Consider the following 25,197-nt stretch of genomic DNA (forward strand, 5'->3'; position numbering starts at 1 on the left):
TCCGACACGTGTCGTTTGTCGCGCCCGGTCACACGTCGAGCCCGTGTCCAGGGCAGGACACGGGCTCGACGAGGAGGCGCGGGTGGCGCCGAGAGGGCCGCCTACTTCGCGAGGAACTCCAGCACCGCACGGTTCCACTCGTCGGTGTCGCTCACGGTGACGCCGTGCGGGGCGCCCTTCACGACGTACAGCTCGGAGCCGGGGATGGCGGCGTGCGTGCGCGCCCCAGATCCCTCGAACGGCACGGTGCCGTCGCTGTCACCGTGGATGACGAGCGCCGGCACGGTGACCTTGGGCAGGTCCTCGCGGAAGTCGGTGTTCGCGAACGACGCCATGGCCTCGAGCGCGGCGGTCTTGCTGGCCTGCTTGGCGAGGGCCAGCGCCTCCTGGCGTTCGGCCTCGGTGACCTTGAGCTCGCCGTCGACGGAGAAGAAGCTCGTGGTGAAATCGTCGTAGAACGCGTCGGCGTCCTTCGTGAGACCGGCGGTCATCTCCTCGGCCTGCGACTTCGGCAGCGGGCCATCGGGGTTGTCGGAGGTCTGCAGCAAGTACGGCGGCACGGCGGACGCGAACACGACGCTGTGCAGACGCTCGGTGCCGTACTTCGAGAAGTACCGCGCGACCTCGCCGCCACCCATCGAGAAGCCGACGAGCGAGACGTCCTGCAGGTCGAGCTCGGTCAGGAGGGTGTGCAGGTCCTCGGTCAGGGTGTCGTAGTCGTAGCCCGTCTTCGGCTTGTCGCTGCGACCGAAGCCGCGGCGGTCGTACGTGATCACCCGATAGCCGGCCTCGACGAACGCCGGGACCTGCTTGCTCCACGACTCTCCCGAGAGCGGCCAGCCGTGGATCAGCACGAGCGGGCGGCCCGAGCCGCCGGTGTCGTCCACGTGCAGGTTGGTGTTGCGGAAGAGCCCGTGGTGGGCAGTGATCTCAGTCATGACATCTGCCTTTCCGGTCGACGCTGCGACCTGTCCCGTCCCTCCTACCCGGCTCCGGTGGACGTCTCCCCAGAGCGTGTCCCCCTCCGTTCGTTTTCGGGATGATCGCGGGCCGTCTGCGAGGCTGGGTGCCATGTCGCGCCTCCATCGTGTCCAGCCGCCCGACGTCACCGGCGAGCCGACGCTCGTTCCCGAGCTGCTCGTCGAGGACCTCGACCGCAGCCTCGAGTTCTGGTGCGGTGTCTGCGGCTTCGAGGTGCGCTACGCCCGGCCCGAGGAGCGCTTCGCGTACATCGCCCTCGGCCCCGCGCACCTCATGCTGGAGCAGACCGGCCTCGGTCGGAACTGGCTCACCGGGCCGCTCGCGAGACCGCTCGGCCGCGGCATCAACTTCCAGATCGGCGTGCGCGATGCCGCCGTCGTGGCCGAGTCGCTCGCGGCGGCCGGGCTCGAGCCCTTCCAGCCGCTCGAGACGACGTGGTACCGCATCGGAGACGAGGAGGCGGGGGTCCGGCAGGTGCTCGTCACCGATCCCGACGGGTACCTGGTGCGCTTCCAGTCCTCCCTCGGGCGTCGCGCCGTGGGCGCCGAAGCCCGCTGACGCGCGGCGCACGCCCAGGTAGCCGCGGACGCCCCGCCTCTGGCACGATCGAACGATGAAGCTCGCCGAAGCACTCATCACCCGGGCCGACCTGAAGCGCCGCATCGAGCAGGTCCAGACCCGCATCTCGGCCAACGCGCGCTACCAGGAGGGCGAGGAGCCCCACGAAGACGCGCTGGCCCTGGTCACCGAGGCCTCCGAGGCGCTCGACCGCCTCGAGACGATCGTCGTCGCGATCAACCTGACCAACGCCTCCACCCGCCTCGCCGACGGCCGCACCATGACGGCGGCGCTGGCGCGGCGGGAGACGCTGCGGGCCCGGTTCTCGCTGCTCAGCCGCTCGGCGGACTCCGCCCAGGGCACGAGCGGCGGCTACCGGCAGATGCGGAGCGAATTGCGACAGATCGCCGCGCTGCCGGTCACCGAGCTCCGGCAGCAGGCCGACGACGTGGCACGCGAGCTGCGCCGGCTCGACATCGAGATCCAGCGCACCAACTGGGAGGCCGATCTGCAGGGCTGACACGGCGACACCTCACGCACGGTGAGTCGGTAGACGCATCCGGAGCGAGCACACACCGCGAGTCGGCGGTCAATCCGGCTCACTGTAGGCGCGAGGGCAGCGCTCATCCCCATCACGATGCAGCCCCGCACTGTCACAGGTGACGACTCACCGAGGACGTCTCACTACCGCGTGCTGGCCGGGTCCGTCGAGGGCGGGATCGGGGACCTCACCCGTGCGGCGGCGTCCGGCGCGCCAAGGGCGGCCCACACCTGTTGCCCAGGCGGGCCATAGGTTCCGCCCACCCGCGCCTCCTACGGTTCGGCGCATGCTGAGTCCTGCCCGCGTGCTCGTGATCGACGACGACGACGCCATCCGTACCGCCGTCGTCACCGCGCTCGGCGCCGAGGGTTTCGCCGTGCACGGCCTGCCCGATGGAGCGGGCCTCGCCGACACGCTGAAGTCGTTCGTCCCCGACCTCGTGGTGCTCGACTGGATGCTCCCCGGGGCGAGCGGCATCCGGCTGGCCACCACGATCCGTACGTCGTCCGACGCCGGCGTCGTCATGCTCACCGCGCGCGACGAGGTCGACGACCGCCTGCGCGGCTTCGCCGAGGGCATCGACGACTACGTCGTGAAGCCGTTCGCCGTCGCCGAGCTCGTCGCCCGGGTCACGGCCGTGCTGCGGCGTCGTGGCCGCATCCCGTCGGTGATCCAGATCGGCGACCTCGTCGTCGACCCCGAGGCGGCGCGCATCACCCGCGGCGGCGTGCCCCTCGACCTCACCGCGACCGAGTTCCGTCTGCTCGGGTTCCTCGCCGAGAGCCGCGGGCGGACCGTGTCGAAGACGCAGATCCTCACGCAGGTCTGGGGCTACGACGACTACGACCCGAACCTCGTCGAGGTGCACCTCAGCGCGCTGCGCCGCAAGATGGAGAGCCGCGGGCCGCGCCTCATCCACACCGTCCGCGGGCTCGGCTACCGGATGAGCGCATGACGCGCCCCGACATCGCTTCGCAAGGAGCGACGACCCGAGGAGGCACGGTGCCGGTCCCCGAGACCGGCCCGCCTCGTCCGTCGGCCCCGGCCCTCCGCACGGGCTCGCTGCGTGCCCGCACGGTCGTCGCCGTGCTGGTGCTGCTCGCCGTGCTGCTCGGGGCGCTCGCCGTCACGGTGGAGCTGACACTCGGCCAGCGGCTGCGCGCCCAGGTCGTCGAGCGGCTGAGCGACCGGGCCGCGGCCGCGGCCGCCCTGGTCGGCACCGTCGACGGCGACGAACTGGCGTCGCGTTTGTCGGCGCAGGGCTTGTCGGTCGTGATCCGCGACGCCGACGGCGAGGCGATCGTCGCCGGACCCAGCCCGGACCAGCTGCGCGCCGGACCCCCGGCGCTCGGCAGCGCGGGGCCGCGCGGGGTCGGCCCGGGACGCGCGGGCGGTGGCGCGAGCGGCGACAGCGGCGACTCGAGCAGCGGCAGCGGCAGCGCGAGCGACGGGACCGGCTCGGGGACGACGTCCGGCGCGGTCGACCCGACCCGCGCCTCCTCGTCCGTCACGATCACGTCGTCCAGCGTCAGCTCGGACGACGAGGTGACCACCCTGGTCTCGCGCCTCAGCGACGGCTCGACGATCACGCTGACGACCGACTCGCGCTCGGTCGGCGAGACGCTCGTGCAGTTGCGCTGGGTCATGATCGGGGCCTCGGCGGCGTTCTTGCTGATCGCGGCGCTGGGGCTCGTGCTGGTCGTCCGGGCGACGCTGCGGCCGCTCGACCGGATGACGACCGTCGCGCGATCGATCGCGTCGGGTGATCGCGGTCGACGGCTGCGACCGGCCCGCCGAGACACCGAGATCGGACGCGTCGCCGTCGCCTTCGACGAGATGCTCGACGGCGTCGAGGGAGCCGAGCGAGCGGCCCTCGACGCCGAGACCCGGGTACGGGCGTTCGTGTCGGATGCCGCCCATGAGCTGCGCACCCCGGTCGCGGGCATGCGTGCCGCCGCCGACACCCTCGTGCGCGCCCCGGTGGACGCCGCCGACCGCGAGCGTCTCGCGACACACGTCGTCCGCGAGGCGCAGCGGGCCTCGCGCCTCATCGACGACATGCTGCTCATGGCTCGGGTCGACGAGGGGATCTCGCTCGACCTGCGACCGGTCGATCTCGGAGCCGCCCTGCTCGCCGACGTCGAGCGACAGCGGCTGCGCCGTCCGTCCCTCGACCTGCGCGTCGAGGCGCCCGACGGACCGGTGGTCGTCGATGCCGACGCCGAGCGTGTCTCGCAGATCGTCGGCAACCTGATCGACAACGCCGCCCGAGCGACCGGAGGCGCGGGCCGGGTCACGATCTCGCTCGAAACCGGCCCGGAGGAGGTCGGCATCGTGGTCGCCGATGACGGCCCCGGGGTTTCCGAGGCCGATCGCGAGCGCGTCTTCGATCGCCTCGTGCGACTCGACGCGGCACGTCGGTCGAGCGACGGAGGCGCGGGTCTCGGACTCCCGATCGCCCGCGGTCTCGCGCGGGCGCACGGCGGCGACCTCGCCTGCGAGGGCCCGGCGTGTGCGCTCGGGGGTGCGGAGGGTACCGGGGGTGCCGTCTTCCGGTTGACGCTGCCCGTCGCCGCCGGGCGGCCTGCCGGGGCTCCCGTCGCCGTCCGCGACGTCGCGCCCGCGGCGCGTCCCTAAGCCCCTCCTCTGCCTCTGCCCCCGCAACGAAGTGTCGCGTCAGGTCGATGTTTCGCGCCGACACCCACCGTCAGCGACACTTCGTTTGAGAGGGGGGAGGGGGGGAAAAGGGGAGGGACTACGCGCCCGCGAAGCGGTCGTAGCTCGCGTCGACCTCGGGGTCGACGACGCGTCGGGAGGCATCCGCGTCGTGCCAGGCGACGATCTCGCGGGCTCCGTCGGCGAAGGCGACCCGTGCCTCCCAGTCCGGGGCGAGCGCCCGCAGCTTGCTCGTGTCGAAGACGCCGGGGTGGCTGCGGTCGCCGCGGAGCGACGCGTCCCACGACGGCTCGAGCTCGACGAGGTCGTGCGTCGTGCGATGGATCAGCGTCGGCGTCGTGACTCCGGCCGCGTCGGCGAGGGTGCGGGCGATCATGTTCCACGTCAGCAGCTCGGGCGACGTGATGTTGAACGCCTCGCCGATCGCGCCGGGGTGCCCGAGCAGCTCCACGAACGCCCGGGCGAAGTCGCTCGAGTGCGTCAGCGCCCAGAGGGACGTGCCGTCACCGTGCAGGGCGACGGGGGCTCCGCGACGGAGGCGGTCGATGGTCGTCCAGCCGCCCAGCAGGGGCACGTGCGTCTCGTCGTAGGTGTGCGACGGGCGGACGACCGTGACGGGGACCCGACCCGCCGTGTGCTCCGTCCGCAGCAGCGCCTCGCACGCGATCTTGTCGCGCGCGTAGGCCGACCACGGGTTGTGCAGTGGGGTCGCCTCGTCGATCGGCAGCCGCGACGGCGGCTTCTGATACGCCGAGGCGGAGCTGATGAACACGTACTGATCGGTGCGGTCGGCGAAGATCCGGAGCGACTGGGCGAGCTGATCGGGGGTGTAGGTCAGGTAGTCGGCGACGGAGTCGAAGTGTCGACCGTCCACTGCAGCTGCGGTCGCCGCCTCGTCGCGGACGTCGGCGACGATCTGCTCGACCCCGTCCGGGAGGGGGCGGCTCGACGTGCTGCCCCGGTTCAGCACCGTCACGGCCGAGCCCCGGGCATGCGCCTCGCGGACCACCGCCGCACTGATCTGCCCGGTGCCACCGATCACGAGGAGGGACGTCTGCGTCATCGGTCCACTCTCCTCTCCTCGGCGAACGATGTGTCGCGTCGGGCTGATGTTCCCCGCGAACATCGACCGTTAGTGACACTTCGTTGCAGGGCCACCGAACGATGTGTCGCGTCGGGCTGATGTTCCCTCCGAACATCGACCGTTAGTGACACTTCGTTGGGGGAGGGGGCAGCAGGCGCATGCCGCCGACGGCATGACCGCAGGAGGATGATGGCGGGATGCATCCCGACACCGTCGCCGCGCCTCCCGAGCAAGCCGGCACGGCCGCCTTCCGAGCGGCCCGCGACACCCTCATCGGCCTGGCCGACGACCTCGACCGTGCCAGCGACGTCTTCTCCTGGCCCGACGTCGGCGAGCACTTCAACTGGGCGACCGACTGGTTCGACGTCGTCTCCCGCGGCAACGAGCGCACCGCCCTCTGGATCGTCGAGGAGGACGGTTCCGAGCAGCGCGTCTCGTTCGAGGCGATGTCGCGCCGCAGCGACCAGGTCGCCGCCTGGCTGCACGGGCTCGGCGTCGCGCACGGCGACCACGTCATGCTCATGCTCGGCAACCAGGTCGAGCTGTGGGAGTCGATGCTCGCCGTGATGAAGGTCGGCGCCGTGATCCTGCCGACGTCGACGGTGCTCGGCTCGGCCGATCTCGCCGACCGGATCGACCGCGGTCTCGTCCGCCACGTCATCGCGAACGCGTCCGACGCGGCCGCCTTCGACGGCATCCCCGGGATCGACGCGATCACGCGCATCGCGGTGGGCCCGGGAGGTGGCGCGGGCGCCGGTACCGGCGACGGACCCGAAGGAGGCGCGGTGCCGGCAGGCGAGGCCGGCTCCGCACCCGACGGCTGGGTCTCGTACGCGGACTCGCACCGTGCCTCCTCGGAGCGCCCCGCCGTCGTCACGGCGACCGACGACCCCTGCCTCGTCTACTTCACGTCGGGCACGACGAGCAAGCCGAAGATGGTCGTGCACTCCCACGCGTCGTACCCGGTCGGTCACCTCAGCACGACGTACTGGCTCGGGGTGCGACCCGGCGACGTGCACATGACGATCTCGTCGCCGGGCTGGGGCAAGCACGCGTGGAGCTGCTTCTTCGCCCCGTGGACCGCCGAGGCCACCGTCTTCGTCTACAACTACGGACGGTTCCGGGCGGCGGAGCTGCGCGACCAGCTCGAGCGCGCCTCCGTGACGTCGTTCTGTGCGCCTCCGACCGTGTGGCGCATGCTGATCCAGTCGTCGCTGGGCGAGCGCCCCCGCGCTCTGCGCGAGGCGCTGTCGGCCGGGGAGCCGCTCAACCCCGAGGTCATCGGACGCGTGCGGCAGGGGTGGGGTCTCGACATCCGCGACGGCTACGGGCAGACCGAGACGACCGCGATCATCGCGAACGCGCCCGGAGGCACGATCAAGGCCGGCTCGATGGGTCGCGCCCTGCCCGGCGTCGACGTGGTGCTCGTCGACCCGGTGACGGGGGCGATCGGTGACGAGGGGGAGGTCTGCCTCGATCTGACCACCCGACCCGTCAACCTGATGTCGGGGTATCTCGGCGATGCCGCGCGCACGGAGTCCGCGATGCGCGACGGACTGTTCCACACCGGCGACGTCGCCTCGCGCGATCGCGACGGCATGATCACGTTCATCGGCCGGACCGACGACATCTTCAAGTCGTCCGACTACAAGATCTCGCCCTTCGAGGTCGAGAGCGTCCTGATCGAGCACCCGGCCGTGGCGGAGTCGGCTGTCGTGCCCGCCCCGGACGAGACGCGACTCAACGTCGTCAAGGCGTACGTGACGCTCGCCGAGGGCTGGGCGCCGGACGCCGAGACGGCCAAGGCCGTGCTCGCCCACGCGCGGACGGCGCTACCCGCCTACGAGCGCGTGCGCCGCGTCGAGTTCATGGAGTTGCCGAAGACGATCTCGGGCAAGATCCGCCGTGTCGAGCTGCGCGAACGCGAGGAGGCGGCGGTCGCCCCGGGCGGGCAGGCCCTGTCGGGCGAGTGGCGCGACGAGCAGTTCCCGGAGCTCAAGACGCCGTAGCTGCCCGAGTCCGCGTGGTCTTCCGAACGAAGTGACCCGTTCGGTCGGTGTTGCGGGGAAACATCGACCCGACGCGACACATCGTTGGGAAGGGGTAGGCGTCAGGCGCCGCGCGGCAGCTCCGCGCCGGCGGCCCAGACGCGGTCGACGGCCCAGTCGTCCGTCCACGCGACGGCGTCCGCCGCGGAGCCGGGAGCGAGCCGCCCCAAGCGGTCGCCGAGCCCGAGCGCGCGGGCCGGGACGACGGTGAGCGCCGCGACGGCATCGACGATCGGGACACCGGCCTGCTCGACGGCGACGCGGAGAGCGCGGTCCTGGGTGAGAGTCGACCCGGCGATGGTCGTCGTCCCGGTCAGCATCGCGACCCCGGCGTCGACCGTGACGGCCAGTTCGCCGATGCGGTAGTCGCCGTCGGTCGCTCCGGCGGCGGCCATCGCGTCCGTGATCAGCGCGACGCGCCCCGGAGCCGCCCGCATCAGCAGTGCGGCCACGGCCGGGTGCACGTGCACACCGTCCAGGATCAGCTCGATCGTCACGCGATCGTCGGCGACCGCCGCGGCGAGCGGCCCCGGGTCGCGGTGGTGGATGCCGTTCATCGCGTTGAAGGCGTGCGTCACCATCGTGGCTCCGCGGTCGAACGCCGCCCGGGTGAGGTCGTAGTCCGCCTCGGTGTGACCGACGGCCGCGATCGCCCCGGCCGAGACGAGTCGCTCGACGGCGTCGAGGCCGCCGGGCAACTCGGGCGCGATCGTGACCTGCCGCACGATGCCCTCGCCCGCCGCGAGCAGGGCGTCGACGGTGTCGGACTCGGGCGCGAGCAGGAAGTGCGGCGCGTGGGCTCCCCGCCGGTCGGGCGCGAGGAACGGCCCCTCGAGATGCGCTCCGAGCACGAGCGGGTCGTCGCGCATCAACTCGCGGATCAGCCCGAGCGACCGCGACAGCGTCGGGACGGGGTTCGCGACCAGGCTCACGAGCGACCGGGTGGTGCCGTGCCGCCGGTGCAGGGCGAGGGCCGCGGTCAGGTCGTCGGCTCCGTCGTCGAACGCGTGCCCACCGCCGCCATGCGTGTGCAGGTCGATCAGGCCGGGCGTGAGGGTCGCTCCGCCGAGGTCGATGGTGACGTCGGCGGGCGGGTGGGTCGTGCCTCCGGCCGGATCGCCGGAGGCGCGGGCCGGGTCGACGACGCCGGTCGCGGTGATCGTGTCACCGTCGACGAGCATCCAGAACCCGGTCGCCTCGCCGTCGACGTCGATCTTGCGGGCGTTCGTGAACAGGATCGTCATGCGCGCGCCTCCCGTCGGGAGACCAGCACGCCCGTGACGAGCGCGACCACGGCGAAGACACCGCCGACGACGGGGTGGCCGAGCATGAACCAGGCCACGACGACGGCGCCCATGACGGCGATCTCGACGAGGGCCTTGCCGACGGAGTCCGTCGCGATCGGCGCTCGCGGCGACCGGAACAGCCCCCAGACGACGACGGCGAACAGGGGAGCGCCGATCATGAACAGGACGCCCGGCCACGGGAACGGCCACGCGTAGTAGCCCCAGACGCCCAGGCTGACGAACGCGAACACCTCGGAGGCGAAGCGGACGACGTCGAGGGCGGTGATCCGCCGCCCGCCGAGGCCGCCGGGACCGCGCCCGTCGGCCGGCGACGAGGGAGGCACGTCGTGCGTCACGATCTCACCGGAAGACGATCGTGCGGGCACCGTCGAGCAGCACGCGGTCCTCGGCGAACCAGCGCACGGCCTGGGTCAGGGTGCGGCTCTCCTCGTCCTGACCGATCGCCATGAGTTCGGGGGCGCTGCGGGTGTGGTCGACCCGGACGACGTTCTGCTCGATGATCGGGCCCTCGTCGAGGTCGCTCGTGACGAAGTGCGCCGTGGCGCCGATCAGCTTCACCCCTCGGGCGTGGGCCTGGCGATACGGGTTCGCGCCCTTGAAGCCGGGCAGGAAGGAGTGGTGGATGTTGATGGCGCGCCCCTCGAGGGCCGCGCACAGCTCGGGGCTGAGGATCTGCATGTAGCGCGCCAGCACGACGAGCTCGATGTCGTAGCGGTCGACGGCCTGCAGCACGCGGGCCTCGAACGCGGCCTTGTCGTCGGGGCCGGTGACGGCGTGCTGCTCGAACGGGACGCCGTAGAACTCGGCCAGGCCGCCGAGGTCGGGGTGGTTCGCGAGCACGAGCGGGATCTCGATCGGCAGTTGCCCGGCCCGCTGACGGAACAGCAGGTCGTTCAGGCAGTGCGCCGCCGTGCTCGCGAGCACGAGTGTGCGGGTCGGGCGGCCGACCACGTCGAGCTTGGCCTGCATGTCGTAGCGGTCGATGACGGGCGCGAGCGCCGCCTCGAACGCGTCGCGCGACCCTGGAGCCTCGACCTGCAGTCGCATGAAGAACATGCCGGTGTCGTCGCTCGAGAACTGGGCCGACTCGGTGATGTTGCCTCCGGCCTCGACGACCGCCCCGCTGATGGCGTGGACGATTCCCGGCTGGTCGCGGCAGACGAGTGTCAGGGTCCAGTGGGTCGTGGTCGAGATGTCGGCATCGGGCACCCGATCAGGGTAGCGGTGCGGGCGGTGGGAGGCGGTGCGCTCACGGACCGCGCCTCACCGGCGTGTCGAGTGGCGGGCGGAAGCCTGGTAGACTATGTGGGATGACTTCAGTGAGCGGCTCCTTCCGGGCCCCCGAGGTCTCGGCTTTCACTCGCACCGACCCTCGTGTCGGCGGCCGCTCGGCGTTCGCGCCGCTCCTCGACTTGACCCGTCGTCCAGACGACACCCGCCCCACCGGATCTCGAGGAGAAACCCCATGAACACCGCTGTCGGAGAAACCCTGGTCTACCCGCACCACGGAGCCGTCACGATCACCGCCTCGACCGACCGCGTCGTCAAGGGCGAGAAGAAGACCTACCTCACCATGAAGGTGCACACGAGCGAGCTCGAGATCCAGCTGCCCGTCGACAACCTCGAGCTGGTCGGCGTCCGCGAGGTCATCGACGACGCCGGCGTCCAGGCCGTCTACGACGTGCTGCGCGCCGACATGGTCGAGGAGCCCGGCAACTGGTCGCGCCGTTACAAGGCCAACCAGGAGAAGATGGCGACCGGCTCGGTCTACCGCGTGAGCGAGGTCGTGCGCGACCTGTGGCGCCGTGAGGTGCAGAGCGGTGTCTCGGCCGGCGAGAAGCGTCTGCTGCAGAAGGCGCGGCAGATCCTCGTGTCCGAGCTCGCCCTCGCGCTCGGCGTCGACGACGAGAAGGCCTCGGAGCAGCTCGACGAGGTCCTGGCGACCGTTCCCGCCTGAGCCCTGCCCCTGCGTCAGCAAGCGCCCCGTCCGACTCGTTCGGCCGGGGCGCTTCTGCGTCTCCGCGCGATCGCACGCGTCGGGGGACACTGACGACAGCCGAGCCTGGATGTGACGGACACTCGAACCGCGTAAGGTCGGGCGTGATGGACGCGTTCGGCGCTCCACCAGGCGGTGTCTGTCTTCGCGTTCCCTGCCCGTGAAGCTCACGCGGGGCAGGCGCCACCGGGTCGCATCCTCCCTCGGGAGGGTGCGGCCCCCTCTCGAGGGCTCGAGCTCCTGGCGGGTGTCCGCCGCAGCGTCTGGCAGGCGTCTGCTACGCCGCCCGTCACCGCGTCCGCTGCTGCGCCCGTCGTCGTCGACGGCCGCGTTCGAGGCGGTCGCTGCGAGCTTGCAGCGACCCACGAGTCGGACCTCCCTGCCGTGAGCTCGGGACCGGCGCCGTGGGCCGCCGAACGCCAACCCTCTGCGGGTGGGCTGAGTCCAATAACACTCACCAAAGTGGTGCTCGTCAAGCCCAACCGGCCGATGCGGCAAAATCTCTCGGTTGATCTATAATTGCTGATCAACCCGGCTTTTACCTAGTTAGCCGAACTAGCCGGAATCGCGCCTTGATCCACTTAACGCATTTAGTTAGACGGTCTAGCGATGGCGTGGCAAAATTGTCTCGTGCCGGTTCACGGCGGCGCAGAACAATTCGATAGTTCCCCTCAGATCACGCAGGGTGATCAGGAATGAGATGAACATGACCACGCTGTACGCGGGCCCGACGCGAGCACACGCTCACGCCAACCACGCCACCCTTGATGACGCTGCACGGCGTCACGACGTCGCTGCTTTCGAAAGCGGCTCCCTCTTCACCGAAGTACGCGACACCGCTCGTCAGCGCACCTTGGCCGTGGCCGCCAGTGCCACGGTCGGCATGTGCGTGACGCTCGTCGCCGCCATCCTCGTCGCCGTCGGGGCCATCCAGTGAGCGCCGACGCCGGTCGCGAGCTGCGGCACCTCGAGCTCGCGCCGACCCAGCCGCTCGATCTGAGCGAGTTGTTCGGTCTCCGCGACGACATGGCTGCCGTCGATGGCTCGGAGGTGGCCGCGTGACGGGTTCCTTCGCGGCCCGCGCGCTCCAGCACGAAGACGTCGAGGCTCATGCCTCCTACTACGTCGAGTCCGTCGATTCGGTCGACGACCTCGACTAGACACCGGCCGGTTCTGTCGGCCCTCGCCTGACGCCCTGCTCGCGCGGGGCGTTCGGCGTTTATCGGGCGCGGCGCCGTCCACGCGTGCGCCCGCTATACGTTCGCGCGCAACCGCCGGTCGAGCACCGTCAGTGCGACGAGCACGACGGCGAGCCCCAGGATGACGAGCGCGAGCACGTGCAACCCGCTCGTGGACGGGGCCGCGCCATAGACCCCGCCGATCAGGCTGGAGGAGGCGATCGCCCCGATGTAGATCGAGGTGCGCGACAGCCCGGCGGCCGTCCCGATCATGCTCGACGGCACCTGCCGGTACATGGCGGCCTGGTTCGACACCGATGCGAGCCCCTGCGGCAGTCCGAACACGGCGGCGACCAGTACGAACATCCAGACGGGGGAGCCGCCGTCGAGTGCGAGCAGCAGCACCCCGCCGATCAGAGGCACCGTCGCGGCGACGATCAGCGGGCCGCGGATGCCCGCGCGGCGGGCGAACACGAACGACACGACTCCCGCGACCACGGCGCCGGGCAGCTGCACGAGGCCTGCCTGCGAGCTCGGCAGCCCACCGACGTCCTGGACCCACTGTGAGAATCCGTACGTCATCGTGTAGGTGATGCCGTAGACGACGAAGAGGCGCAGGTACGTGCGGGTCAGGGCTCCGTTCGAGGCGAGCACGCGCACGTCGATGAACGGCGCCGTGGCCCGGAGCTCCCACGCGATGAGCGCGGCCAGCGCGGCGACGGCCACCCCGAGCAGCCACCACCAGCCCTCGCCGAGGTCGAGCAGGAAGACGAGCAGCGCCGACACGGTCACCGCGAACAGCGCGAGCCCGGGCAGGTCGATCGCCTTGGCGAGGGGCAGCGGCGTGGCCGTGCCCCGGCGGGGGCGGAGCTGGTCCGACGGCATCCACACGGCCGCGAGCACGAGGCCGGCACCGGCGAGCGGCACGTTGACGAGGAAGATGGAGTGCCAGCCGAACAGCCCGATCAACGCGCCGGCCAGGGCGGGCCCCGCGGCGGCCGAGGCGAGGGACGAGATCGACAACCCACCCAGCACGAGCGGCGGCGTGGGCACGTTCAGCCGGTCGGACTGGTTGCGGATCGCGGTCATCGCCGCCGGATACGCGGCGGACGTGCCGATGCCGATCAGCACGCGCGCCGCGATGGCCCCGCCGAACGACGTCGCGACCTCGGGCAGGATGCCGGCGACGATCACGAGCACCATGCCCGACACGAAGATCTTCTTCGGGCCGAAGCGGTCGGCGAGCTTGCCCATCGTCGGCTGCCCGATCGCGCTCGCGAGGTAGAGGGCGGCGACGAGCCAGATCGCCTGCGCCGCGCCGATGCCGAGATCATGCGAGATGGGCGCCAGGGCCACCGCGATCATCGTGGTGTTGATCGGATTGAGCAGCGGCCCGAACAGCAGCGGGACGACGAACTTCGGCCCGAACGGTCGGGCATCGTGAGACGTGCGGGCGAGGCGGCGATCGGCGCGCATGGGGGCCGTGGTCGCGTCGCTGGTGGCGGGGGGCGTGTTGGCGGTGTCCGTGGTGATTCGCCTACTTCGATTCGGGGGTGCCGCTGACGGCGCCGGTCGTGGTCGTGGTGCTGCCCGGCGCGTCGTCGCCGTCGACGACCCCGGGGATGGCTCGGTCGAGCAGGCCCAGCGCCCGCTCGACGGTGGCGAGGTCGGCGGGCTCGAGCAGGTCGGCCAGGCGGCGCGCGAGCACGTCGACACGGTGCGACCGGGTGGAGGCGCGCATCGCCCGACCGGCCTCCGTCACGTCGACGAGGCTGCGGCGCGCATCAGCCGGGTCGGGCGTCTTCGTGACGAGACCGAGCTCGTCGAGGGCGGCGATGGTGAGACCCATCGACTGGGGGCGGACACCCTCGAGCCGGGCGAGATCGGCCGTCGATCGGGGCCCGCCCCGGTGCAGGTGGCCGACCACCGCCTCCTGAGACATCGACAGATTGAGTGACGCGTCGCCGCCCTGTCCGCTGCGGTCGCGCAGCGTGCGCCGTACGCGGCCCGTGACCGAGATGAGGTGCTCGGCGAGGTCGACCGGATCGGTGGACGAGGAGGCGCGGGTCGAGGGGGTGGGCACGCCCCGACTCTATAACTCGCCAGGTGAACTTGCAAGGTTGCCTGTCAATCGTTCCGACGCCCACGGGGTCTGAACGACGTCGCTCTCTAGCCGGATCGCGCCTCCGCGGGTATCATCGACCCTGGTCGTGCGGCACGCGCGGCCCCGGGCGTGCACGTAGGCGCGCAGTCGGGATCACCACCCTCCTCGGAGCGGCGCGCAGACAGCGCCCCCGGGATGCAGGAACGGCGCCCGCCGACACGGCTCCTGCCGTCGGAGAGTTCCACCGTCATGACCATCGCACCGCTGCGCCCCGAGGCGCGCACCGCGTCCCCCGCCTTCCCGTGGGCCGGCCTCGTCGCCCTGGCCGTCGCCACGTTCCTGTCCATCTCGGGCGAGGTGCTGCCGACCGGCCTCCTGCCCGAGATGAGCGCCGACCTCGGCGTCAGCGAGTCCGAAGTCGGCCTGCTCGTCAGCGTCTTCGCGTTCACCGTCGTGCTGACGAGCACCGGGCTCACGCACCTCACCCGGCGGCTCGCCCGGCACCGCCTCGTCGTCGGCCTGATCGTCGTGCTCGCGATCAGTGCGGCTCTGACCGCCATCGCGCCGACGTACGAGCTCGTGGTCGCCTCCCGTGTGCTGGGTGGCCTGGCGCACGGTGTCTTCTGGGCCGTCGGCGGCGCGTACGCCGGCCACCTCGTACCGCGCGAGCAGGTCGGACGCGCGCTCGCCGTCGCCCTCAGCGGTGGCACCCTCGCGTTCGTGCTGGGGGTGCCGCTCGGCACGGCGCTCGGCCAGGCCCTCGGCTGGCGCGCGGCGTTCGCCGTGCTCGCCGCCGCGATGGCGCTCGGCGCCCTGCTCGTCTGGAGGCTGCTGCCGCCCGTCGCGGGTGCACCGCGCCGCGTGCAGGCAGGTGCCGGCGGCGAGGCCGATGCCGGTGCCGCGCGGGTCGAGTCGTCGGAGCCCCGGCCCGAGACCGCGTCGATCGGGACGGCGCACCGTCCGGCCCCGTCCGTGCTCGGGATCGTGCTGAGCTGCCTCGTCACGATGGTGTTCATGGTCGGGCACTATTCGTTCTTCACGTACATCGCGCCGTACCTGACCCGCTCGTCGGGGCTGCCCGAGTCGGCGCTCAGCGGCGCGCTCTTCGCATTCGGCATCGCAGGAGCCGTCGGCCTGCTCATGGTCGGGCTCTTCCTCGGGCGTCGTCCGCGCGTCAGCGTGCCGATCGGCATGGGTGTCGTCGCGGCGGCCGTCGCGGCGATGGTGTTCTTCGAGGGCAGGCCGACCCCGTCGCTCGTGGCGTTCGTCGTCTGGGGCGTCATGTTCGGGGCGCTGCCGCCGCTGCTCCAGACCCGCATGCTCCAGGTCGCCCCGTCGCGTCTGCGTGACATCGCCAGCGCGTTCTACACCACCGGGTTCAACGCCGGGATCGGAGGAGGCGCGCTCATCGGCGCCCTCGTCCTCGACGGCCCCGGACTCGACGCCCTGCCCGTGCTGTACGTCGGCACGGCCGTCGTGGTGCTGGTCGGCGTGGTCGCGACCGACCGTCTGCTCGCGCGCCGGTCCGCTCGCGGCTGAGCCGCGCCTCCCGGGCGCTCGCGCGCGGCTACGGAGTGGGCGTCGCCGACTCGGTGCCGGGCGAGAGCGTCCGCGTCATGAGCCCGGCGATGAGCTTCTGCCCGGCGTCGTTGGGGTGGATGCCATCCGTGGTCGACAAGAGCCCACTCGTCGCGAGGCCCTCGCTGGGCAGCACCTCGTCGAGCCCGACGTAGAGGGCGCCGTTGTCGCTGGCGACCTTCTTGATCGCGGCGAGGTACTCCGAGAACGGTGCCTGGAACCCGTCCGCGATCGATGTGCCCGGCACGAACTCGCCGATCAGCACGATCGACGGCTTGCTGTCGAGCTTCGTCAGGGCCGAGACGAGCTCGTCGTACTTCTTCTGCAGGGCCGCCGGCTTCTCGGTGCTGGCGTCGTTGCCCCCGAGCGAGATCGTGATCACGTCGGGGTGGGTGGCCTTCACGGCGTCGAGGTAGGCGGGCAGATCGGCCAGGAAGGTGTCGACCGTGGCGCCCGAGTGCGTCGAGTCGTAGCTGACGATGCCCTTGTCGCGGTCGCCGTCGAAGACCGTGAACCCCTCGAGTGTGACGTCGTCGACCGCCGAGATCGTGACGTCATGCTCGAAGCGGTCGAGCCCGGAGACACGGGTGATGTTGCCCGCGCTCGTGACGTCGCCGCCCGAGGCCGTGTCGACGTCGACCGCCGAACCGCCGTCGATCGCGTAGCGGAACGTGCCGCCGCCACCCGACCACCAGATGTCGAGGTCGGTGCCCGTGAAGACGTAGGTGGTCGTCGCACCCGCCCCGAGCTGCACGGCGCGGTACCCGAGATCGGGGGCGTTCAGTGTCGGCTCGACGGAGCCCTCGCTCTCGGCCGCCCAGCGGCCCCACGTCGAGTCGGGCGCGTACACGGCGTAGGCGGCGGGTCGGTAGCCGAGCCCGCCGGCGACCCCCTCGACGGGGTAGGCCTCGCGGAGGTTCTCGCGGGTCATGTCGATCCAGCGGTCGGCCAGCGACGACGCGCCCTGGCCCTCGCTGATCGAGTCGCCGATGGCGAGCCAGTTCGCCGGCTTCGTGTCGCGCTGGGCGAGGGCCGTCGTCCAGGTCGCGAGCGGATCGGCCGCGGGGGTGGGCGTCGCGGCCGTGCACGCACCGAGCAGCACGAGGGCAGCCACCGCCGCCGCGGCGGCCATCGTGGCGCGGAGTCGGCGGGGGCGTCTGCTCGTCATGCCCCGATGCTACGGGCTGCCCGACCGCCCGGACGGGTGACCGCCGGGCGCCTGGGGATGGTTCGATCGGCGCGCGAGCGGGGGAGGAGCCGCACCCTCAGACCTCGCTGACCCGCCCCTCCTCGACGCGCCAGTGCCGGTCGAGCTGCACGGCGTCGAGCATGCGGCGATCGTGTGTGACGAGCAGCAGCGTGCCCTCGTACGACTCCAGCGCGTGCTCGAGCTGCTCGATCGCGGCCAGGTCGAGGTGGTTGGTCGGCTCGTCGAGCACGAGCACGTTGACGCCGCGAGCTTGCAGCAGGGCCAAGGAGGCGCGGGTCCGTTCGCCCGGCGACAACTCGTCCACGGGTCGCGTGACGTGATCGGCCTTGAGTCCAAATTTCGCCAGCAAGGTGCGCACCTCGGCCTGCGGCCACTCGGGCACGAGCGCCTCGAAGGCGTCGGCCAGCGGGGTGGCGCCCGCGAGCAGGGCGCGGGCCTGGTCGATCTCGCCGATCTCGACGCTGCGACCGAGGCTCGCGCTGCCCGTCGTCGGCTCCTGGCGACCGAGCAGGGCGCGCAGCAGGGTCGATTTGCCGGCTCCGTTCGGGCCGGTGATGCCGATCCGGTCGCCGCCGTCGACCTGCAGCGAGACGGGGCCGAGCACGAACGCGTCGTCACCGTCGCCCTGCCGGTAGACCGCCTCCGACAGGGTCGCGACCACCGCGCTCGACCGGGGTGCGCTGCCGATGGTGAACTCGAGCTGCCATTCCTTGCGCGGCTCGTCGACCTCGTCGAGGCGCGCGATGCGGCTCTCCATCTGCCGCACCTTCTGCGCCTGCTTCTCGCTCGACTCGGCGGCGGCCTTGCGTCGGATCTTGTCGTTGTCGGGCGACTTCTTCATCGCGTTGCGGACACCCTGGCTCGACCACTCGCGCTGCACGCGGGCGCGGCCGACGAGGTCGGCCTTCTTGTCCGCGAACTCGTCGTAGGCCTCTCGGGCCTGGCGGCGGGCCGTCTCGCGCTCCTCGAGGTAGGCGTCGTAGCCGCCGCCGAAGACGCGGTTCGACGACTGCGCGAGATCGAGCTCGAGCACGCGTGTCACCGACCGCGCCAGGAACTCGCGATCGTGGCTGACCAGCACGACCCCGCCGCGCTGACCCGCGACGAAGCGCTCGAGACGTTCGAGGCCGTCGAGGTCGAGGTCGTTCGTCGGCTCGTCGAGCAACACGAGGTCGAAGCGCGACAGCAGCAGTGCGGCGAGACCGACGCGCGCGGCCTGTCCGCCCGACAGCGACGTCATCAGGGCGTCCGGGTCGAGGGCCGCGCCCAGGTCGGCGAGCACCACCGGCAGCCGCTCGTCGAGGTCGGCGGCACCACTGGCGAGCCAGCGGTCGAGCGCGGTCGAGTAGACGTCGGCCGGGTCGAGCCCGTCGGCGCGCGGTGCCGGGTCGGGGTCGCCGAGGGCGGCGGCGGCCTTGTCCATCTCGCGGGTCGCTTCGGTGCAACCGGTGCGGCGGCCGATGTAGGTCGCGATCGTCTCGCCGTCGCGGCGCTCGTGCTCCTGCGGCAGATAGCCGACGAACGCGTCGCCCGGCGACAGCGTCACAGTGCCGGCCTGCGGCTCGTCGACGCCCGCGAGGAGGCGCAGCAGCGTCGACTTGCCGGCCCCGTTCACGCCGACCACGCCGACGACGTCGCCGGGAGCGACGGTCAGGTCGAGGTCGTCGAACAGGGTCCGGTGGCCGTGGCCGCCGGCGAGGGCCTTGGCCACGAGTGTCGCGCTCATGACGACCAGTCTCTCAGGCGGGCGCGTCTCGCCCGGCCCGGCCCCCCGACCCCAGTCGGTGCAGCCACGCGGCGGTGAGGTCGAGCGTCGAGGCGAACGCCGCGAGTTCGGGACGGTTCAAGAAGGCGTGGTCGGTGCCGGGCACGACGTGGCGCTCGAGGTCGACGCCGGCCTCGGTGAGCTCGGTGGCGAAGACCTCTCCGGAGGCGCGCATCGCATCGCGCTCGGCGTCCACCATGAGCGTCGGGGGCAGCCCGTCGAGCTCTCGCCCGCCGGCGAACGCGGCCGGGTCGGCGGCCTTCGACCACGACCCGGCGTAGTTGCGGTTCATCCCGTCGAGCGCGAGAGGCGCGTGCCACAGCCGCCGGTGCCCGCGGACGGCCCGCTGCGTCTCGCGGGAGCGCGGCAGCGTCGCGTGGAAGAACCCGTAGGCGAGCAGCAGCCCGACCGGTCGCTCGTCCGCACCGACCGGCGGGCTCAGCCGCAGCGCCGTGGCCGCCGCAAGGCACGCCCCGGCGCTCGCGCCCCCGATGACGACGCCGGGTATCGGTCCCGCGAGGGCGCGGACGGCGCTCAGCACGTCCTCCTCGGCCGCGGGGTAGCGGGCGCGGGGTCGGCTCGCCCCGAGGCCGAGTCGGCCGCCGAACGGCAGCGGGACCGGGGCGAGCGTGTAGTCGACCGTGACGACGGGCACGCCGCGCGCCGCGAGCGACCGTGCCACGTCGTGGGCCTCGGGCTGGTCGAGGTCGCCGCGGAAGAACCCGCCACCGTGCAACCAGACCACGAGCGGGGGAGGCGCGGCTCCGGCTGCGATCGCGGTCGGCGCGTACCGCCGCACGGGCACGGCACCGCGCGGCCCGTCGATCGCCGCACGGGTCACGGCGCTGGTCGTCGCGATCGGCGTGGCGCTGGTCGGCCCGTCGGCCGTCGTGCTGCTCGTCGGGTCGAGATCCGGTGATGCCCCCATGCGCACCGACCCTATCGGCGACCCGCTGCCCGTCCGGTCTGGTGTCGTCCAGCATCGCCCTGGCATGCTCGGACGATGGCTACCCTCACTCGTCCCCGCCGCGGCAAGGTCATCGCGGGTGTCTGCGCGGCGCTCGCCCACCGGTTCGGCGTCAGCCCCTTCCTGGTGCGGCTGTTGTTCGTGCTGTCGATCCTGCTGCCCGGCCCGCAGGTGCTCCTCTACATCGTCCTCTGGGTGCTGTTCCCCAAAGAGGGCCGCTGAGCCCGAGGAGCGACGCCCCCGCGACGCCCCGGCCCCGTCGCGGACTCACCGCCGCGGCAGGGACCTGACCAGCACCTCCTGGAGGTAGCCCAGCCAGTCGAAGACGTCGTGCATCATCAGCGTCTGCGGGTCGTCGCTCGGGGCGAAGCCGTCGGCGGTGACGCCGAGGCGCGAGCCGAGCGTGAGGCGCAGATCGGTGAGGGTGCGGAGCCAGGACTGCTGGGCCGCGCGGTCGAGCGTCGTCCCCTCCGTCTCGAGCGACGCGAGCAGCACGGAGGCGTTCTCGATCTTGCGGCGGGTGAGGTCGTCGGCGGTGAACCTGCGGAACTCGGCCGCCGCCTCGTCGTCGCCCCGGTAGGCGTCGGGCAGCAGGCGGGCCACGGCCGGATCGTCCGGGTCGCCCGCCTCGAGGACGCCGACCACCTGTCGCGTCAGATCGGCGAGCAAGGTGCGCTCGTGCTCGGCGAGGTTGACGCGCACGCCGTCACCGCGGACCCGGCCGAACGGGAGGATGCTCACGCCTCGTCCTCCTTCGACAGGGTCGCCCAGAGGCCGTAGTCGTGCATGGCCTCGACGTGCCGCTCCATCTCCTCGCGGTTGCCGGAGGCGACGACGGCGCGCCCCTCGGTGTGGACGCGCATCATGAGCCGCTTCGCCTCGCCCTTACCGAGCCCGAAATAGGTCTGGAACACGTACGAGACGTAGGACATGAGGTTGACCGGGTCGTCCCAGACGAGCGTCACCCACGGCACGTCGGGCGCGACGCGGAGGCGCGTGTCGGTCTCGTCGAGTGTCAGGGTCACCCCCTCAGACTGACACGTCCCGCGGGCGGGAGTGCGCACGCTCGGTCAGCAGCACGGCGGCCACCCCGCCGGCACACAGGGCGAAGCCGAGCAGCGTCGTCGCGGTGATCGGCTCGTCGAGGAGGAGCGCCCCGGCGAACGCGGTCGTCGGGGCGACCAGGAACAGCAGCGCGTTCAACGCGGTGACGTCGATGCGCCGCAGCAGCCACCAGTAGAGGCCGTACGCCATCAGCGTGGGAAAGACGGCCGTCGTCGCGACCGCGACCCAGAACGAGGGCGATGTCGGCGGGACGAGCGCGCCGGTCGCGGCGGCCAGCACGACGTAGAACACCGAGGCCGCGACGAGGTGCACGGTCAGTGCCCCGACGATGCTCGGCGCGACCGTCGCGCGGCGCTGGAGGAAGGTACCCACGACCAGGCAGGCCATCGCGGCGGCGGGCAGGAGGTACGCGATCGGCGGGGCGTCGGAACCGCCGAGCTGCGACGAGACGACGAGCCCGACCCCGACGGCCCCGACGCCGAGACCCAGCCACTGGGAGCCCCGCACCCGCAGGCCGAGCAACGGGCCGACCAGGGTCGCGACGACGATCGGCTGCACCGCGTCGATGAGGGCCGTGGTGCCTGTCGCGATGCCGGCGCCGAGGGCCGCGTACACGAACGCGCAGTACCCGGCCTGCGCGAACAGACCGATCAGCGCCTGCCGCGTCAGCTCGCGGCGGGGGAGGCCGCGGAGGGCCCGTGTCGCCACGGTCACGACGAGCAGCACGAGCGCGGTGGGCGCGGAACGCCACAACAGCAGGGTCGGCGCCGGTGCCTCGGTCGTCGCGAGGGCGGCGATGACGAACCCCGAGCTCCAGCTCGCGACGAACGCGAGCGACGCCACGACGGTGAGGGCGACGCGGGCGGCCGGCCGGTCGAGCGCACGAGGTATACCGATCTGTGTAGTCATGGGGCTCACTATACAGATCGGTATAATCGACGGCATGACGATCACCGTTCCCGATCTCGCACCGCTCACCCCCGGCGCACGACGGCTGCTCGACGCCGCGTCGACCCTGTTCTACGAGCGGGGCATCCACGCGGTCGGCGTCGACACGATCGCCGAGGCCGCCGGTGTCACGAAGAAGACCCTCTACGACCGCTTCGGATCGAAGGAGGCGCTGGTGCTGTCGTACCTGCAGCACCGGGACGCGAGATGGCGGGCCCACCTCCACGCCCATCTCGACCGCGTCCCCGAGCCCGGCACGGCTCGCGTGCTCGCCGTCTTCGACGCCACGACGACGTGGGCGGACGACAACCTGAGCAAGGGCTGCTGCATCATCAACGCCCGGGCCGAGATCGACGTCACCGACGCCTCCCTCCTGCCCGAGCTCACGCGGCAGAAGGTCTGGCTGCTCGACGTGTTCGTCGGGCTCTGCCGTGAGGCCGGCGTCGCGGACGCCGAGGCGACGGGGCGGGCCCTGATGCTGCTGCACGAGGGGGCGATGGTGACGGTCGGTCTGGGCACGTTCGCGCACCCGTTCGACGAGGCGCGCGAGGTGGCACGCGCCGTGCTCGCGAGGTGACGGGCGTGGTCGCCGGCACCGTGCCTCCTCGTGTCGTTCCCCCAGGTGTCGGGGCCTTCTGATCGCGGGGCTGTTCTTGTTATGCTGGCCGCGTCGCGACTGGCGTTCAGGTGGGCAACCATCGGGGAGCGACTGACACACGGTTGGTGGCCGTACGCCTGGGCCACGACACCAGACCCCCGTCCGTTCCGTGTGCCAAGGAGCCCTGCCGTGACCTACACCCCCGCCACCACTGCGAGCGACACCCGCAAGCTGCCGTCCACGTTCAACGACCCGCTGTCGGTCGTCGACCCCGAGATCGCCCAGGTGCTCGAGCTCGAGCTCGGTCGTCAGCGCGACTACCTCGAGATGATCGCGTCCGAGAACTTCGTGCCCCGCGCCGTGCTCGAGTCGCAGGGCTCCGTGCTGACGAACAAGTACGCCGAGGGCTACCCCGGTCGCCGGTACTACGGCGGCTGCGAGTACGTCGACGTCGCCGAGAGCCTCGCCATCGAGCGCGCCAAGTCGCTGTTCGGCGCCGACTTCGCCAACGTCCAGCCGCACTCGGGTGCCCAGGCCAACGCAGCGGTGCTGGCCGCGCTCGCGACGCCCGGCGACACGATCCTCGGCCTCGAGCTGTCGCACGGGGGCCACCTCACGCACGGCATGAAGCTCAACTTCTCGGGCAAGCTCTACAACGCCGTCGCGTACGAGGTCGACCCGACCACGTACTTGATCGACATGGACATCGTTCGACAGCAGGCCCTCGAGCACAAGCCGAAGGTGATCATCGCCGGCTGGTCGGCCTACCCGCGCCAGCTCGACTTCGCCGCGTTCCGCGCGATCGCCGACGAGGTCGGCGCCTACCTGTGGGTCGACATGGCGCACTTCGCCGGTCTCGTCGCCGCGGGGCTGCACCCGTCTCCGGTGCCGCACGCGCACGTGGTCTCGTCGACCGTGCACAAGACGCTCGCCGGCCCGCGCTCGGGCGTCATCCTGTCGAACCACGAGCCGCTGTTCAAGAAGCTCAACTCCGCCGTCTTCCCGGGTCAGCAGGGCGGCCCGCTGATGCACGTCATCGCCGCCAAGGCCACCGCGTTCAAGCTCGCGGCCGAGCCCGAGTTCAAGGACCGCCAGGAGCGCACCCTGCGCGGGGCGCGCCTCCTTGCCTCGCGTCTGACGGCCGACGACGCCAAGGCGGCCGGCATCGACGTGCTCACCGGCGGCACCGACGTGCACCTCGTGCTCGTCGACCTGCGCGCCAGCGAGGTCGACGGCAAGCAGGCCGAAGACCTCTTGCACCAGGTCGGCATCACGGTCAACCGCAACTCCGTCCCGTGGGACCCTCGCCCGCCGATGGTCACCTCGGGCGTCCGCATCGGCACGCCCGCCCTCGCGACGCGGGGCTTCGGCGACGAGGAGTTCACCGAGGTCGCCGACGTCATCGCCTCCGCGCTGATGCCGGACCCCGATCTCGAGGCGCTCGCGGCTCGCGTGAAGGTGCTGACCGACGCGTTCCCGCTCTACGCGTGAGCGACGCCGTCTCGACCGCGATCCGCGTCGACGGCACGGCGCTCGCCGCGGCAGTGAAGGACGACCTGCGTGAGCGGGTGTCCGTGCTGCGCGAGCAGGGCGTCGTGCCGGGGCTCGGGACGATCCTCGTCGGTCAGAACCCCGGTTCGCTCTCGTACGTCGCCGGCAAGCACCGGGACTGCGCCGAGGTCGGCATCGAGTCGATCCGTCTCGACCTGCCCGAGACGGCCAGCGAGGCCGACATCCGGGCCGCGATCGAGTCGATGAACACCAACCCCGACGTCACGGCGTTCATCATCCAGCTGCCGCTGCCCGAGGGGATCGACCCGACGGCCATGCTCGAGCTGATGGACCCGGCCAAGGACGCCGACGGCCTGCACCCGATCAACCTCGGCGAGCTCGTGCTGGCCGTGCCGGGCGGCAACGGCACGATCGACACCCCGCTGCCGTGCACGCCCCGCGGCATCGTCGAGATGCTGCGCGCCTACGACATCCCGATCGCGGGCAAGCACGTCACGATCATCGGGCAGGGGCTCACGGTCGGCCGACCGCTCGGGCTGCTGCTGACCCGGCTCGAGGCGACGGCGACGCTGACGCACTCGCGCACGGTCGACGTGGCCGCCGAGGTGCGCCGCGCCGACATCGTGGTCGCGGCCGCCGGGGTGGCGGGGCTGGTCAAGCCCGACTGGATCGCTCCGGGCGCCGCCGTCATCGACGTCGGCATCACGCGCGTGCTGAGCGAGGAGACGGGCACGTACCGCCTGCGCGGCGACGTCGACCCGGCGGTCGCCTCGGTCGCCGGATACCTGTCGCCCGTGCCGGGTGGCGTCGGGCCGATGACGCGCGCGATGCTGCTGAAGAACGTGGTGGAGGCGGCGGAGCGCGGCTGAGGGGCGGCTGCCGCTGCTGCAGCTGCCGCTGCAGCGGCTGGCGATAAACCTCGTTCTGATCAACGCACCTCGTTATATCGAGGTTCGTTGATCAGAACGAGGTTTTTGCGTCCTGCGGTTCGAACCGCAGCACCCCGGCGGCAACCGCCGACGGCAAAGAACCTCGTTCCAGCCAAAGAACCTCGTTATATCGAGGTTCTTTGGCCAGAACG

The 25,197-nt window shown here is 71.8% G+C and carries 26 protein-coding genes and 1 riboswitch; of the genes, 13 read left to right on the forward strand and 13 right to left on the reverse strand.

What is annotated here, in order from left to right; genetic code table 11:
- Positions 1–101: 101 nt before the first annotated feature.
- Positions 102–938: an alpha/beta fold hydrolase gene (locus ACPEEZ_RS02645; protein ID WP_423922388.1), complete on the reverse strand. Its 837-nt coding sequence runs from the start codon at positions 936–938 to the stop codon at positions 102–104.
- Between the two features lie 133 nt (positions 939–1,071).
- Here ACPEEZ_RS02645 and ACPEEZ_RS02650 point away from each other — a divergent pair, with 133 nt between their 5' ends.
- The 4 genes from ACPEEZ_RS02650 (at position 1,072) to ACPEEZ_RS02665 (ending at position 4,717) form a co-directional block, all read left to right on the forward strand.
- A complete protein-coding gene (locus ACPEEZ_RS02650; RefSeq protein WP_423922391.1) occupies positions 1,072–1,539 on the forward strand; it encodes a bleomycin resistance protein in 468 nt (155 codons plus the stop codon).
- Positions 1,540–1,594: 55 nt separating this feature from the next.
- A complete protein-coding gene (locus ACPEEZ_RS02655; protein WP_423922394.1) occupies positions 1,595–2,059 on the forward strand; it encodes a DIP1984 family protein in 465 nt (154 codons plus the stop codon).
- 307 nt (positions 2,060–2,366) lie between these two features.
- Positions 2,367–3,035 carry a response regulator transcription factor gene (locus ACPEEZ_RS02660; RefSeq protein ID WP_423922397.1) on the forward strand — a complete coding sequence of 223 codons (669 nt, stop codon included), beginning with the start codon at positions 2,367–2,369 and terminating at the stop codon, positions 3,033–3,035.
- Positions 3,032–4,717 (forward strand): HAMP domain-containing sensor histidine kinase, encoded by a 1,686-nt coding sequence (locus tag ACPEEZ_RS02665; protein ID WP_423922399.1) that lies wholly within the window; start codon positions 3,032–3,034, stop codon positions 4,715–4,717. The genes ACPEEZ_RS02660 and ACPEEZ_RS02665 overlap by 4 nt, the downstream gene beginning before the upstream one ends.
- 118 nt (positions 4,718–4,835) lie before the next feature.
- Here the strand turns inward: ACPEEZ_RS02665 and ACPEEZ_RS02670 are convergent, their stop codons facing one another.
- The gene (locus ACPEEZ_RS02670; protein WP_423922402.1) at positions 4,836–5,819 is read right to left on the reverse strand and encodes an NAD-dependent epimerase/dehydratase family protein; all 984 of its coding nucleotides are present in this window, start codon (positions 5,817–5,819) and stop codon (positions 4,836–4,838) included.
- A gap of 218 nt (positions 5,820–6,037) precedes the next feature.
- Here ACPEEZ_RS02670 and ACPEEZ_RS02675 point away from each other — a divergent pair, with 218 nt between their 5' ends.
- Positions 6,038–7,849, forward strand: a complete 1,812-nt coding sequence (locus ACPEEZ_RS02675; protein ID WP_423922404.1) for an AMP-binding protein — start codon at positions 6,038–6,040, stop codon at positions 7,847–7,849.
- Positions 7,850–7,950: 101 nt separating this feature from the next.
- Here the strand turns inward: ACPEEZ_RS02675 and nagA are convergent, their stop codons facing one another.
- The 3 genes from nagA to purU are packed head-to-tail and all read right to left on the reverse strand — an operon-like array spanning position 7,951 to position 10,389.
- On the reverse strand, positions 7,951–9,132 hold the full coding sequence (nagA, locus tag ACPEEZ_RS02680; RefSeq protein ID WP_423922407.1) for an N-acetylglucosamine-6-phosphate deacetylase: 1,182 nt from the start codon (positions 9,130–9,132) through the stop codon (positions 7,951–7,953).
- Positions 9,129–9,530 (reverse strand): YrdB family protein, encoded by a 402-nt coding sequence (locus ACPEEZ_RS02685; RefSeq protein WP_423922410.1) that lies wholly within the window; start codon positions 9,528–9,530, stop codon positions 9,129–9,131. The genes nagA and ACPEEZ_RS02685 overlap by 4 nt, the downstream gene beginning before the upstream one ends.
- 4 nt (positions 9,531–9,534) lie before the next feature.
- Positions 9,535–10,389 carry a formyltetrahydrofolate deformylase gene (purU, locus tag ACPEEZ_RS02690; RefSeq protein ID WP_423924334.1) on the reverse strand — a complete coding sequence of 285 codons (855 nt, stop codon included), beginning with the start codon at positions 10,387–10,389 and terminating at the stop codon, positions 9,535–9,537.
- Positions 10,390–10,660: 271 nt separating this feature from the next.
- Here purU and ACPEEZ_RS02695 point away from each other — a divergent pair, with 271 nt between their 5' ends.
- From ACPEEZ_RS02695 to ACPEEZ_RS02705, 3 genes are all read left to right on the forward strand, one after another.
- Complete coding sequence (locus ACPEEZ_RS02695; protein WP_423922413.1) at positions 10,661–11,152, forward strand: CarD family transcriptional regulator; 492 nt, start codon at positions 10,661–10,663, stop codon at positions 11,150–11,152.
- A 745-nt stretch (positions 11,153–11,897) separates the two neighbouring features.
- Complete coding sequence (locus ACPEEZ_RS02700; RefSeq protein WP_423922416.1) at positions 11,898–12,128, forward strand: hypothetical protein; 231 nt, start codon at positions 11,898–11,900, stop codon at positions 12,126–12,128.
- Entirely contained in the window at positions 12,125–12,253 is a 129-nt protein-coding gene (locus tag ACPEEZ_RS02705; protein WP_423922418.1) for a hypothetical protein, read from the forward strand. Before ACPEEZ_RS02700 ends, ACPEEZ_RS02705 begins: the two co-directional genes overlap by 4 nt.
- A 191-nt stretch (positions 12,254–12,444) precedes the next feature.
- On the opposite strand, the gene ACPEEZ_RS02710 is transcribed toward ACPEEZ_RS02705, so the two are convergent.
- Positions 12,445–13,845 carry an MFS transporter gene (locus ACPEEZ_RS02710; protein ID WP_423922421.1) on the reverse strand — a complete coding sequence of 467 codons (1,401 nt, stop codon included), beginning with the start codon at positions 13,843–13,845 and terminating at the stop codon, positions 12,445–12,447.
- Positions 13,846–13,906: 61 nt separating this feature from the next.
- A complete protein-coding gene (locus ACPEEZ_RS02715; RefSeq protein ID WP_423922424.1) occupies positions 13,907–14,452 on the reverse strand; it encodes a MarR family winged helix-turn-helix transcriptional regulator in 546 nt (181 codons plus the stop codon).
- 270 nt (positions 14,453–14,722) lie between these two features.
- Here ACPEEZ_RS02715 and ACPEEZ_RS02720 point away from each other — a divergent pair, with 270 nt between their 5' ends.
- Complete coding sequence (locus ACPEEZ_RS02720; protein WP_423922427.1) at positions 14,723–16,012, forward strand: MFS transporter; 1,290 nt, start codon at positions 14,723–14,725, stop codon at positions 16,010–16,012.
- Between the two features lie 28 nt (positions 16,013–16,040).
- Here ACPEEZ_RS02720 and ACPEEZ_RS02725 read toward each other — a convergent pair whose 3' ends face one another.
- The 3 genes from ACPEEZ_RS02725 to ACPEEZ_RS02735 form a co-directional block, all read right to left on the reverse strand.
- Positions 16,041–17,219, reverse strand: a complete 1,179-nt coding sequence (locus tag ACPEEZ_RS02725) for a GDSL-type esterase/lipase family protein (protein WP_423922430.1) — start codon at positions 17,217–17,219, stop codon at positions 16,041–16,043.
- Positions 17,220–17,316: 97 nt separating this feature from the next.
- Positions 17,317–18,987, reverse strand: a complete 1,671-nt coding sequence (locus ACPEEZ_RS02730) for an ABC-F family ATP-binding cassette domain-containing protein (protein WP_423922433.1) — start codon at positions 18,985–18,987, stop codon at positions 17,317–17,319.
- A 13-nt stretch (positions 18,988–19,000) separates the two neighbouring features.
- Positions 19,001–19,954, reverse strand: a complete 954-nt coding sequence (locus ACPEEZ_RS02735) for an alpha/beta hydrolase (RefSeq protein WP_423922435.1) — start codon at positions 19,952–19,954, stop codon at positions 19,001–19,003.
- Between the two features lie 75 nt (positions 19,955–20,029).
- On the opposite strand from ACPEEZ_RS02735, the gene ACPEEZ_RS02740 reads away from it, so the two are divergent.
- Positions 20,030–20,215 (forward strand): PspC domain-containing protein, encoded by a 186-nt coding sequence (locus tag ACPEEZ_RS02740; protein WP_423922438.1) that lies wholly within the window; start codon positions 20,030–20,032, stop codon positions 20,213–20,215.
- 45 nt (positions 20,216–20,260) lie between these two features.
- Here the strand turns inward: ACPEEZ_RS02740 and ACPEEZ_RS02745 are convergent, their stop codons facing one another.
- From ACPEEZ_RS02745 to ACPEEZ_RS02755, 3 genes are read right to left on the reverse strand one after another with little or no spacing between them, the layout of a single operon-like run.
- Positions 20,261–20,734: a DUF2017 domain-containing protein gene (locus ACPEEZ_RS02745; RefSeq protein WP_423922440.1), complete on the reverse strand. Its 474-nt coding sequence runs from the start codon at positions 20,732–20,734 to the stop codon at positions 20,261–20,263.
- Positions 20,731–21,018, reverse strand: a complete 288-nt coding sequence (clpS, locus tag ACPEEZ_RS02750) for an ATP-dependent Clp protease adapter ClpS (RefSeq protein WP_423922443.1) — start codon at positions 21,016–21,018, stop codon at positions 20,731–20,733. Before clpS ends, ACPEEZ_RS02745 begins: the two co-directional genes overlap by 4 nt.
- Before the next feature lie 4 nt (positions 21,019–21,022).
- Positions 21,023–21,967, reverse strand: coding sequence for a DMT family transporter (locus tag ACPEEZ_RS02755; RefSeq protein ID WP_423922445.1), 945 nt, complete (start codon positions 21,965–21,967; stop codon positions 21,023–21,025).
- A gap of 34 nt (positions 21,968–22,001) precedes the next feature.
- On the opposite strand from ACPEEZ_RS02755, the gene ACPEEZ_RS02760 reads away from it, so the two are divergent.
- From ACPEEZ_RS02760 to ACPEEZ_RS02770, 3 genes are all read left to right on the forward strand, one after another.
- Positions 22,002–22,583: a TetR/AcrR family transcriptional regulator gene (locus ACPEEZ_RS02760; RefSeq protein WP_423922448.1), complete on the forward strand. Its 582-nt coding sequence runs from the start codon at positions 22,002–22,004 to the stop codon at positions 22,581–22,583.
- 85 nt (positions 22,584–22,668) lie between these two features.
- A riboswitch (ZMP/ZTP riboswitch) is annotated at positions 22,669–22,754 on the forward strand.
- 39 nt (positions 22,755–22,793) lie between these two features.
- A complete protein-coding gene (glyA, locus tag ACPEEZ_RS02765) occupies positions 22,794–24,095 on the forward strand; it encodes a serine hydroxymethyltransferase (protein WP_423922451.1) in 1,302 nt (433 codons plus the stop codon).
- On the forward strand, positions 24,092–24,985 hold the full coding sequence (locus tag ACPEEZ_RS02770) for a bifunctional methylenetetrahydrofolate dehydrogenase/methenyltetrahydrofolate cyclohydrolase (protein WP_423922453.1): 894 nt from the start codon (positions 24,092–24,094) through the stop codon (positions 24,983–24,985). Before glyA ends, ACPEEZ_RS02770 begins: the two co-directional genes overlap by 4 nt.
- Positions 24,986–25,197: the final 212 nt, after the last annotated feature.

It is taken from the genome of Frigoribacterium sp. 2-23 (assembly GCF_049601585.1).
Taxonomy (GTDB): domain Bacteria; phylum Actinomycetota; class Actinomycetes; order Actinomycetales; family Microbacteriaceae; genus Frigoribacterium.

Bases quoted from the DNA above. Each gene is read 5' to 3' on its own strand.
- ACPEEZ_RS02740 (WP_423922438.1), top strand. From the start codon at position 20,030: ATGGCTACCCTCACTCGTCCCCGCCGCGGCAAGGTCATCGCGGGTGTC.
- ACPEEZ_RS02675 (WP_423922404.1), top strand. From the start codon at position 6,038: ATGCATCCCGACACCGTCGCCGCGCCTCCCGAGCAAGCCGGCACGGCC.
- ACPEEZ_RS02660 (WP_423922397.1), top strand. From the start codon at position 2,367: ATGCTGAGTCCTGCCCGCGTGCTCGTGATCGACGACGACGACGCCATC.
- ACPEEZ_RS02700 (WP_423922416.1), top strand. From the start codon at position 11,898: ATGACCACGCTGTACGCGGGCCCGACGCGAGCACACGCTCACGCCAAC.
- ACPEEZ_RS02650 (WP_423922391.1), top strand. From the start codon at position 1,072: ATGTCGCGCCTCCATCGTGTCCAGCCGCCCGACGTCACCGGCGAGCCG.
- ACPEEZ_RS02645 (WP_423922388.1), bottom strand. From the start codon at position 938: ATGACTGAGATCACTGCCCACCACGGGCTCTTCCGCAACACCAACCTG.
- ACPEEZ_RS02755 (WP_423922445.1), bottom strand. From the start codon at position 21,967: ATGACTACACAGATCGGTATACCTCGTGCGCTCGACCGGCCGGCCGCC.
- ACPEEZ_RS02760 (WP_423922448.1), top strand. From the start codon at position 22,002: ATGACGATCACCGTTCCCGATCTCGCACCGCTCACCCCCGGCGCACGA.
- ACPEEZ_RS02695 (WP_423922413.1), top strand. From the start codon at position 10,661: ATGAACACCGCTGTCGGAGAAACCCTGGTCTACCCGCACCACGGAGCC.
- ACPEEZ_RS02665 (WP_423922399.1), top strand. From the start codon at position 3,032: ATGACGCGCCCCGACATCGCTTCGCAAGGAGCGACGACCCGAGGAGGC.
- ACPEEZ_RS02710 (WP_423922421.1), bottom strand. From the start codon at position 13,845: ATGCGCGCCGATCGCCGCCTCGCCCGCACGTCTCACGATGCCCGACCG.
- ACPEEZ_RS02655 (WP_423922394.1), top strand. From the start codon at position 1,595: ATGAAGCTCGCCGAAGCACTCATCACCCGGGCCGACCTGAAGCGCCGC.
- nagA (WP_423922407.1), bottom strand. From the start codon at position 9,132: ATGACGATCCTGTTCACGAACGCCCGCAAGATCGACGTCGACGGCGAG.
- ACPEEZ_RS02735 (WP_423922435.1), bottom strand. From the start codon at position 19,954: ATGGGGGCATCACCGGATCTCGACCCGACGAGCAGCACGACGGCCGAC.
- ACPEEZ_RS02730 (WP_423922433.1), bottom strand. From the start codon at position 18,987: ATGAGCGCGACACTCGTGGCCAAGGCCCTCGCCGGCGGCCACGGCCAC.
- ACPEEZ_RS02670 (WP_423922402.1), bottom strand. From the start codon at position 5,819: ATGACGCAGACGTCCCTCCTCGTGATCGGTGGCACCGGGCAGATCAGT.
- ACPEEZ_RS02720 (WP_423922427.1), top strand. From the start codon at position 14,723: ATGACCATCGCACCGCTGCGCCCCGAGGCGCGCACCGCGTCCCCCGCC.
- ACPEEZ_RS02725 (WP_423922430.1), bottom strand. From the start codon at position 17,219: ATGACGAGCAGACGCCCCCGCCGACTCCGCGCCACGATGGCCGCCGCG.